Source organism: Frankia sp. AgKG'84/4 (assembly GCF_023242965.2).
Lineage (GTDB): Bacteria > Actinomycetota > Actinomycetes > Frankiales > Frankiaceae > Frankia.
Genome location: NZ_JALKFU020000161.1, coordinates 1 through 9,751, shown reverse-complemented (window position 1 = coordinate 9,751; position 9,751 = coordinate 1). Strand labels below are relative to the sequence as shown.

The following is a 9,751-nucleotide window of genomic DNA, read 5'->3' as shown; positions in this document are numbered from 1 at the left end:
GCCCGGCGGCGGGCACGGGTCTGCGCCGCCAGCGGACGACGCACGGCAGGCGTCGGGGCCGCGATGACCGGCGGGGGACCAACGTCGCGAGGTAGGCGTGCGGCGTCGCGAGGCAGGCAAGCCGGGCGGTGAGCTGAACGAGCCGGGCCGCGCGGTGGCCGGGCCTGGCCGCCATCGGAGCGGACTCGACCGGCCATCGCCCCACGAGCGCGACGAACCGCCCGGCAGCCTCGATCTGCATCGTGCGCAGGAGCTCGTCCGGAAGCCGGCCGACGACGACGGCGAGGGCGGGGAAGGCGAGTCGTCCCGGCATCGCGGACACCTCACGGCACGCCTGGTCGAACACCTCCGGGGCCCGCAGAGCGTCGACGCAGGCGCGCACCGCTGATGGCTCGGCTCCCGTGGCCGGGAGCCAGACGAGCGCCGGCAGGGCCGCCGAATCGCGTCGGGCCGGGACGGTTGGACTGGTGTCCGGCGCAGGCGCGGCCGTCTCACCGGCGGTGTTCTCGTGACCGGCGGAGTCCTCGTGACCGGCGGAGTCCTCGTAGGAGAGATACAGGCCAGGCTGGTAGTCGGCGTCGAGGTCGCCGTCCGGCCAGCCCTCGAGGGTGCTGACAAACGACCAGTCCCAGGCGTCGTCTTCGGAGCAGTCGCCGACGGGGTTCCCAGGTTCGCCGCGCGCCGGCGGGCTGACCCCGTCGGCCGCCGGGCCGACGAGGAGCAGCAGTGTCGCGTCGGCGGGCCGGTCGGCGGCGAGCTGCGCGATCACGGCCCGGTGGGCGGGCGCGGTGCTGGCCTCGTCGACGATCAGCAGCCGGCCCGCTCGGCGCACATCGACGCCGGCCTGCTGGCTGAGCAGGGCGGACAGCCAGCGGGAGTCAGCGTCGGCGCGCATCGCCGGATCACGATGGCACCGACGCAGGTCCAGGATCGTCACGGGTGTCACCGGCAGGCTCACCGGTGGATCCGCGCGAGCGTCGAGTCACGTGCGGGCGCCGGCTTCGGGGCTGGCCGGGGATTGATGCTCAGCACCGTGTACGTCGGTCGATCCCGGCCGGCTCCCGGGCATTGTGGCCCTTGCTGGCGAGACCTCCGGCAATGCGCTCGGTCAATTGCCGCGCGGGTTGCGGAGACCGCCGCCGGTGCGCCCAACCGGTGCGAGGCCCCCCGCCTGCTGGTCAATGGTTTGCCCCCCGGGCCTGGTTCCAGTCGATGACACCGGTCGCGTGATTGGCAAATTCCCGATGTCCGGTCAAAAGGTATTCCGGGAGGCCTGGGGTAGTCCAGAGGTCGCGGGAAATCATCGGCCGGTTGTCCGGAAACAGTGTGGTCCCGTTCGGGTTCTGGCTGGCTAGCCGGGACCTGGCCAAGGGCTTTGCCCTGCGGCGCAGCGGGTGCTGCCACCCCACCGCGGCAGTGCAGCGGCATGTGCAGAGTGTGGCTGCTGAGGCCCGGTGCATTCTGGCTTGCGCATGAACGGTCGGTATTCGCGGTCCGCGAGTTGCCGGGCATTTCGTCACCGTGGGCGATGGGCGGTACGGCTCCGCACCACCGAGAATGCGGTTTCGGTTCCTCCCGGGGAGATCACCCGGGCTACGGAAGGGGTCCGCCCGCCGCCGCCGACTCGCCCGGCGGACGGAGATCCGGCCGCGCCACCAAGTGCGGGCGCCGCCCACCGGGCCAGGACGCGGACCTGAGAACGAAAGTCCCGATACCTTCGGGTTGTCGTCGCCTCCACCAGCGGGCCGGGCCCTCGCCCGTCGCACGGATCGATCGCCCCCTGCGCGGTACCCGCGCTGACCGCAGAGGAGGGCCCGTGACCTTCGGCGACGTGGCGCTGCTGGTGAGCGCGGGCATCCTGGCCGGCCTGGCGAGCACCGTCGCCGGTCTGGCCTCCCTGGTGTCCTATCCGGCGCTGCTGGTCACGGGACTGTCGCCGCTGGCGGCGAACGTCACCAACACCACGGCGCTGCTGTTCGTCGCGGTGGGCGCCGCCGCTGGGTCACGACCCGAACTGGTCGGCCAGTCCGGGCGGGTGGCCCGGTTCGGCGCGGCGACCTTCGCCGGCGGCGCGGTGGGCGCCGCCCTGTTACTCACCCTGCCGGCAGCTGCCTTCGAACGGGCGGTGCCGGTCCTGATCGCCGGCGCCGCCGTGCTGCTGTGGGTTCAGCCGCGGCAGCTTGCCCGGCGGGGTCACCATCTGGCGGAGGACGGGCCGGTCGTGCTGGGCGCGGTCTTCGTGGCCGGCATCTACCTGGGCTATTTCGGCGCCGGCGGCGGGATCGCGCTGCTCGCCGTGCTGGCGGTCGCGATCCCGCTGCCGTTGGCGCGGGTCAATGCGATCAAGAACGTGTCGTCGGGTTTCGCCAACCTGGTCGCCGCAGCCGGGTTCGCCGTGTTCGGCCCGGTGCGGTGGGCGGCGGTGGCGCCGCTCGCCGCCGGGCTACTCATCGGCGGGGCGGTCGGCCCGTTGATCGCGCGGCGGCTACCGGCCGGCATCCTGCGCGGGGTGATCGGCCTGGCCGCCCTCGGTCTCGCCGCGAGCCTCGCCTGGCGCGCCTACGGGTGAGCCCCGGAACCCAGTGTGGGATTCCGGGGCTCACCCGCGGGCGTTGCCGCCGAACCGCCGCTCGGACGGCCGGCGGACCGGCCTACTCGCTCGACTTGGCCAGGTCGACCGGAGGTGCGTCGGGGACCTGCTCGGGCTTGGTCTCGCCGCGGAAGATGAACTTCGCGCTCTCGCCCTCGCCCTCGACGTCACCGACGACGATCTCGCCCGGCTTGAGCGTGCCGTACAGGATCTTCTCGGACAGGACGTCCTCGATCTCCCGCTGGATCGTCCGCCGCAGCGGCCGAGCGCCGAGCACCGGGTCGTAGCCCTTCTTCGCCAGCAGCGCCTTGGCCGCCGACGTGAGTTCCAGGGCCATGTCCTTGTTCTTCAGCTGGATGTCGACCCGGGCCAGCATCAGGTCGACGATCCGGATGATCTCGTTCTCGGAGAGCTGGTGGAAGACGATGATGTCGTCGATCCGGTTGAGGAACTCAGGCCGGAAGTGCTGCTTGAGCTCGTCCTGGACCTTGGCCTTCATCCGCTCGTAGTCGACCGCGCCCTGGCCGGTCGCGAAGCCGATGCCCGGGCCCTTGGAGATGTCGCGGGTGCCCAGGTTCGACGTCATGATCAGGACGGTGTTCTTGAAGTCGACCAGCCGGCCCTGCGAGTCGGTCAGGCGGCCGTCCTCGAGGATCTGCAGGAGCGTGTTGAAGACGTCCGGGTGCGCCTTCTCGACCTCGTCGAACAGGACGACCGAGAACGGCTTGCGGCGGACCCGCTCGGTGAGCTGGCCGCCCTCCTCGTAGCCGACGTAACCGGGCGGGGAGCCCACCAGTCGCGAGACGGTGTGCTTCTCCATGTACTCGGACATGTCGAGCTGGATGAGCGCGTCCTCGTCCCCGAAGAGGAACTCGGCCAGCGTCTTGGAGAGTTCGGTCTTACCGACACCGGACGGGCCGGCGAAGATGAACGAGCCACCGGGCCGCTTCGGGTCCTTCAGGCCGGCGCGGGTACGCCGGATCGCCTGGGAGACGGCCTTGATGGCCTGCTGCTGGCCGATGACCCGCTTGTGCAGCTCGTCTTCCATGCGCAGGAGGCGGGCGGTCTCCTCCTCGGTGAGCTTGAAGACCGGGATGCCCGTCCAGATGGCGAGGACCTCGGCGATCTCCTCGTCGCCGACCTCGGCGACGACGTCCATGTCGCCGGCCTTCCACTCCTTCTCCCGCTTCGCCTTCTCCGACAGGAGGGTCTTCTCCTTGTCGCGCAGCGAGGCGGCCTTCTCGAAGTCCTGCGCGTCGATCGCGGACTCCTTGTCCCTGCGGACGTTCGCGATGCGCTCGTCGAACTCGCGCAGGTCCGGCGGCGCGGTCATCCGACGGATGCGCATCCGCGAACCGGCCTCGTCGATCAGGTCGATCGCCTTGTCCGGCAGGAAGCGGTCGGAGATGTACCGGTCGGCCAGCGAGGCGGCGGCGACCAAGGCGGCGTCGGTGATCGACACGCGGTGGTGCGCCTCGTACCGGTCACGCAGGCCCTTGAGGATCTCGATGGTGTGCGCCACCGACGGCTCCGCGACCTGGATCGGCTGGAAGCGGCGCTCGAGGGCCGCGTCCTTCTCCAGGTGCTTGCGGTACTCGTCGAGGGTGGTGGCACCGATCGTCTGCAGCTCACCGCGGGCCAGCATCGGCTTGAGGATCGACGCGGCGTCGATCGCGCCCTCCGCGGCACCCGCACCGACCAGAGTGTGCAGTTCGTCGATGAACAGGATGATGTCGCCGCGGGTGCGGATCTCCTTGAGGACCTTCTTCAGCCGCTCCTCGAAGTCACCGCGATAGCGGGAACCGGCGACCAGAGCGCCGAGATCGAGGGTGTAGAGCTGCTTGTCCTTCAGGGTCTCGGGCACCTCGCCCTTGACGATCGCCTGCGCCAGGCCCTCGACGACGGCGGTCTTGCCGACGCCGGGCTCGCCGATCAGGACCGGGTTGTTCTTGGTCCGGCGCGACAGCACCTGCATGACGCGCTCGATCTCCTTCTCGCGCCCGATGACCGGGTCGAGCTTGGACTCGCGCGCCGCCGCCGTGAGGTTGCGGCCGAACTGGTCGAGCACCAGGGAGGTCGAGGGCGTGCCCTCGGCGGGAGCGCCGGAGGTCGCCGTCTCGCCCTTGCCCTGGTAGCCGGACAGAAGTTGGATGACCTGCTGGCGCACGCGGTTCAGATCGGCGCCGAGCTTCACGAGCACCTGGGCGGCGACGCCCTCGCCCTCGCGGATCAGGCCGAGCAGGATGTGTTCCGTGCCGATGTAGTTGTGGCCGAGCTGCAGGGCTTCTCGAAGCGAGAGCTCCAGGACCTTCTTCGCACGCGGCGTGAACGGGATGTGCCCGCTCGGCGCCTGCTGGCCCTGGCCGATGATCTCCTCGACCTGCGACCGCACACCCTCAAGGGAGATGCCGAGGGACTCGAGGGCCTTGGCGGCGACGCCCTCGCCCTCGTGGATCAGGCCCAGCAGGATGTGCTCGGTCCCGATGTAGTTGTGGTTGAGCATCCTGGCTTCTTCTTGAGCCAGGACGACGACCCGACGTGCCCGGTCGGTGAATCTCTCGAACATGTGCGCTCCTTCGAGCTGCGACCGACCACACGACAGCCGGTATCCGCATGCTAGCTCCGCCGAGGCATGTCCTCACGCATCGAACAGAAACCTACCCGCCGGTTCCGCCCGCATCGTCGAGGACGGAGGATCGGCTTGACGACCGCTCCCACCAGCGGAGATGCCTAGGTCAACGGTGGCGGACCAACCATGATTCCGTCACGTCGTTCCGCCAAGAGCAGAACGACGCGAACCCCCTGGGGTCGCCGCCGCGCGACCGTCCGGGACGGCGCGATCGCGCCCCCCGGGCCGTCTCCAGCCGATGGGCCAGCTCCCTCTCGGTGTCGACGGTAGTTGATGGCACGCGGCCCCCTACTGTGATTCAAGGCACTTATGTTACTCTACGAGATTTAATGATCTCTATCTGTTTCTAGCGTGGGACTGCGCGCCTGCAGTGAGGGTAAAAAGTATGGAGATAGTTACTTAATGCTGGCAAAACTGCCAGACGGTAGCCTGATGTCGACTCACACGGCAAGGCCGCCATGACCCTGAGTGTCTATCCAGGCGCGCATGCGCTGTTCCCGTTCGGTGTCGTCGGTGAACGGGCAGGTCGTGCAGTGCTCGTCGCCGAGGCGATGGGCCAGGCAGCAGGAACCACAGCGCATCCCGACGTACGGCCGGCCCCGGTGGACGAACTCGTGCCAGCGGGGCCGGGCCCGCAGGGTCGGCGACGCCCGCTCGAAGAACGCGTCGGCCTCGTCGCGCCCGGTAGCCGGCTCGCCGGTCGCGCGTTCGGTCAGCAGGAACGCCCGGGCGCACTGCCCGGCCACCGCGCCCCACAGCGCCGGCAGGCCGAGACGCACCCGGGCCCGCAACTCGCCGACGAACGGCCCAAGATGGTCGAGGATCGCCTCGACCAGCGCCTCGCGCAGCGCGTCGCCGTCGGGCACGACCCGGACGGCTCCCCACGGCTGCGCTCCCGTGGCGGCGGCGAGGCCACCGCCGGGCCGGCCCACGGTCAAGGTCCCGGCGAGTGAATCGCCGGGCAGGACAGTGACGTCGTGGCGGTGCAGGGCGGTCCGGTCGAACCAGCCGCTCTCCAGCCAGTGCATCGACATCTGCGCGGCGTCGAGCGCCGGGACCCGGCGGAGCAGCACGTAGGACGCGATCGCCGGGCCGACGACGCCGGCCGCGTACCAGTTGGCCAGATAGCTGGCGGCGACCTCGGCCGTTGCGCCGTGCGCGGCCCGGACCCGCGCCAGGGACCGCTCCACGCCTTCTCGGCTGGAGAGGAAGGCGCAGTCGGCCCAGTCGGGCCCGGTGGGCCGGCCGATGTCGAGCCCGCGCGGGGACAGCACGCCGGACACCTCGGTGATGCCGGCGCCGACGATGGCGACCCGGCCGAGCTGGCCGCCGGAGTGGGATGGCCGCGGGGCCGCGGGCCAGGTGCGGTCCGGGGTCGAACCGGACGCGACCGCGGGGGCCGAGGCCATCGGCCGCGATCCCACTGTCGGGGTCGCCTCGAGCGGCGGGCTCACTGCCGGGTCCGGTGACTGCGCCGTGCCGGGGCCGGGTGGGCCGCCGCGGGTCGGCGGCAGCCCGCGACCGGGCGGCACCACAGGGAATGCTGCCTCGGGTGGGGGGCCGGCTGGCCGCGTCGCATCGAGCTTGGCATGCAGTTAGGTAAGCCTAACTTCATGCCCACAGTCAAATGGACCGGCCAGAGGTGCCAGGTCCTGGCGTGGTGCTCTTATTGTCTTCTATGCCCGATTCTGGGGTGCCCTGGCAGAAGGGCGGAGCTGAGGGGGGCCGCCAGTACTCGTCCCTCAGCGTAGCGAACATCTTTCCTTCCGTCATTTTCGCACGGTGTGGCGTACGCGGAGACTCCGTCTGCCGCGCGGATCCCCGAGGCCCAGCTGGCCGATGCGGGCGATCGTGGCCCCGGAGCGTTGCGAAAATCACGTTGCGCGGTGTCCGCGGGCTGTCCGCCACCCGGGCGTGACGCTGGCCTCAGCGGCCGTCGGTGGCGAGGTACCGGTGCACGACCTCGGCGATCGCCTGCTGGCCGCGCGGGGTCGGATGGGCGCTCAGATCACGGGCGGGGGAGAACACGCCGACCGGCGCGACCCAGGAATCCTTTGTGCACATTTCATGGCCACGCAGCGCGCGGTCGGTGGACACGAACTCGACGTCCGCGGCCCGCGCCGCCCGCCTGATCACCTGGTTCAGCAGGCTGTTCAAACTGGTCAGCTGGCGTCGCTCGGTACTACTCAGCCATTTACAGGTGTTCTTTCGCTGACTGGTCGGAAAAACGTCGGGGTATCCGACCGCGAGAATTCTCGCGTGCGGCGCGGCTGTCTTGAGTGCGGAGTAGCTCGCGGCCAGCTTGTCGGGAAGCGTCTTGTTGATGAGGTCGCGTTCCCGCTTGTCCTTGCCGTCCCAGAAGCATTTCCACGTGTAGCAGCTTATGATCACGTTGCTGAAGTTGGCGTCGTTGCCGCCGATCGTGATCGTGACGATGTCCGGGGCGGTGGGCAGCCGCCGCAGCTGGGTGAGCTGCGGGTCGTCGCCCTTGAAGGAGTCGGTCAGGGCGTCGGTGGTCGCGCCGGAGCAGGCCGCGAACAGCGCCAGCGAGATTGACGGGTCCTTCTCGGTCACCTGCCGCGGCCAGGCCTGGGCGCTGCGTCGGCAGCGCGGGTCGACGGCGTCGAAGGGCGGGCTGCCCTCACCGGAGGAGTAGGAGTCCCCGAGCGCCGCCAGCGTGCGGCCGGCGGGGGCCGCCAGGACCGGGGCGCCCCAGCCGGCGGACACCGTCGCGGCCGTGGCCAGGAATACCGTGGCCAGGGCGATCGCGATCGGCCGGACGGCGAGCGCACACCGGCCGCAATGGCGCCCCGCCGGGGTCGCCGAGTATCGGTCCCGCATAGCCGGGATGGTATCCGGCCGGACGCTCCCCGCACCCCCGGACGGGGAGGTTGTCGTTTACCTGACCGAGGGTCACCCGACCCGGCCGGATCGGCCCGACGGGTGGTCCGGGATCGGTGGTTTCCCCGGTCCACCGGATAGGCAACGAAAAGACGGCGAACCCTGGATTCAACGGCCGTGTCGGAACGGGTCCGGTTGGCCGGGAAAAGTCAGGTGTTCTTCTCGAAGACCAGCCGTAGACCAATGAGGGTCAGATGCGGCTCGTGCTGGTCGAGGGTCTCGCTCTCCTTGAGGACGAGCGAGGCGAGCCCGCCGGTGGCGATCGCGGTGGCGTGCGCGCCGAGTTCGGCCCGGATCCGCCGGACCAGGCCGTCCACCTGCCCGGCGACGCCGTAGATCATGCCGGACTGGAGTGCCTCGACCGTGCCCCGGCCGATGACCGAACGCGGCGGGGTGAGTTCCACCTTGCGTAGCTGCGCCGCCCGCGAGGCCAGCGCGTCGAGCGCGATCTCGATCCCGGGGGCGAGCGCGCCGCCCACGAACTCACCACGCGCCGACACGACGTCGAGGTTCGTCGACGTCCCGAAATCGACCACGATCGCCGGCCCGCCATACAGGTGGTAGGCGGCCAGCGTGTTCATGATCCGGTCGGCGCCGGCCTCCTTCGGGTTGTCGATCAGGATCGGCACCCCGGTGCGCGTGCCGGGCTCGACGATCACGACTGGAGTGTCGCGGAACGCCCGTACCACCATGCGGCGCAGCTCCCGCAGCGCGGCGGGGACGGTCGAGCAGATCGACACCCCGGTGATCTGGTAGTCGCCGAGCAGGCCGCGGTAGAGCAGGACCAGCTCGTCGGAGGTCGCGTGCGGATCGGTGCGGACCCGCCAGGAGTCGACGAGGTCCTCGCCGGCGAAGACGCCGACGACGGTGTTGGTGTTACCGACGTCGATGGCGAGCAGCATCAGGACTCCTCCACAGTCGAACCCCTCGGCGCACCCGCGCTGACCGACGCCGACGGCCGGCCTGGCTCGAGGTCAAGACCGAGGTCGAGGGCAGGCGCCGAATGCGTCAGGGCACCGACCGCAAGATAGTCCACACCGGTCGCCGCGACGTCCGCCGCCACCCGCAGCGTCAACCCGCCGCTGGCCTCCAACCGCACCCCGGCCGGGCGGGCGATCGCGACGCTGGCGCGCAGCTCCGCGAGGCTCATGTTGTCGCACAGGATGAGGTCGGCGCCCGCTTCGACGGCCTCCCCGACCTGGTCGACGGTGTCGCACTCGACCTCGACGGGCAGCCGCGGGAACCTCGCCCGCACCGCTGCGAACGCCGCCGCCACCCCGCCGGCCGCCACCACGTGGTTGTCCTTGATCAGCGCCGCGTCGGCCAGCGACATCCGGTGGTTGACCCCGCCGCCGCAGCGCACCGCGTACTTCTCCAGAGCCCGCAGGCCGGGCAGCGTCTTGCGGGTGTCCCGGATGGCCGCCCCGCTGCCGGCGATCGCGTCGACCCAGGCCCGGGTCGCCGTGGCGATGCCGCAGAGGTGGCACAGCAGGTTCAGCGCGGTGCGCTCCGCGGTGAGCAGGCCCCGGACCGGGCCGTTCACCCGGGCGACCGTCGTGCCCGGCGCGACCGCGTCCCCGTCCGCGGCGAGCAGGGTGACGGTGACCGCCCGGCCGAGCACGGCCTCGAAC

7 protein-coding genes are annotated in these 9,751 nt (G+C 70.8%); 1 reads left to right on the top strand and 6 read right to left on the bottom strand.

Annotated elements, in window-relative coordinates; all coding sequences use genetic code 11:
- On the bottom strand, positions 1 to 958 hold a 958-nt coding region (locus MXD58_RS12430; RefSeq protein ID WP_250609332.1), incomplete at its 3' end, for a hypothetical protein.
- Positions 959 to 1,816: 858 nt separating this feature from the next.
- On the opposite strand from MXD58_RS12430, the gene MXD58_RS12425 reads away from it, so the two are divergent.
- Entirely contained in the window at positions 1,817 to 2,569 is a 753-nt protein-coding gene (locus MXD58_RS12425) for a sulfite exporter TauE/SafE family protein (RefSeq protein ID WP_248839208.1), read from the top strand.
- A gap of 82 nt (positions 2,570 to 2,651) precedes the next feature.
- On the opposite strand, the gene MXD58_RS12420 is transcribed toward MXD58_RS12425, so the two are convergent.
- The 5 genes from MXD58_RS12420 to nadC all read right to left on the bottom strand — a co-directional run.
- The gene (locus tag MXD58_RS12420; RefSeq protein ID WP_248839209.1) at positions 2,652 to 5,156 is read right to left on the bottom strand and encodes an ATP-dependent Clp protease ATP-binding subunit; all 2,505 of its coding nucleotides are present in this window, start codon (positions 5,154 to 5,156) and stop codon (positions 2,652 to 2,654) included.
- A gap of 503 nt (positions 5,157 to 5,659) precedes the next feature.
- Positions 5,660 to 6,628, bottom strand: a complete 969-nt coding sequence (locus MXD58_RS12415; RefSeq protein ID WP_248839210.1) for a (2Fe-2S)-binding protein — start codon at positions 6,626 to 6,628, stop codon at positions 5,660 to 5,662.
- 517 nt (positions 6,629 to 7,145) lie between these two features.
- The gene (locus MXD58_RS12410) at positions 7,146 to 8,060 is read right to left on the bottom strand and encodes an SGNH/GDSL hydrolase family protein (RefSeq protein WP_248839211.1); all 915 of its coding nucleotides are present in this window, start codon (positions 8,058 to 8,060) and stop codon (positions 7,146 to 7,148) included.
- A gap of 209 nt (positions 8,061 to 8,269) precedes the next feature.
- Positions 8,270 to 9,022 (bottom strand): type III pantothenate kinase, encoded by a 753-nt coding sequence (locus MXD58_RS12405; protein WP_248818119.1) that lies wholly within the window; start codon positions 9,020 to 9,022, stop codon positions 8,270 to 8,272.
- Positions 9,022 to 9,751: carboxylating nicotinate-nucleotide diphosphorylase (gene nadC, locus MXD58_RS12400; protein ID WP_250609331.1), on the bottom strand; the 730-nt coding region annotated here is incomplete at its 5' end. The genes nadC and MXD58_RS12405, both read right to left, overlap by 1 nt.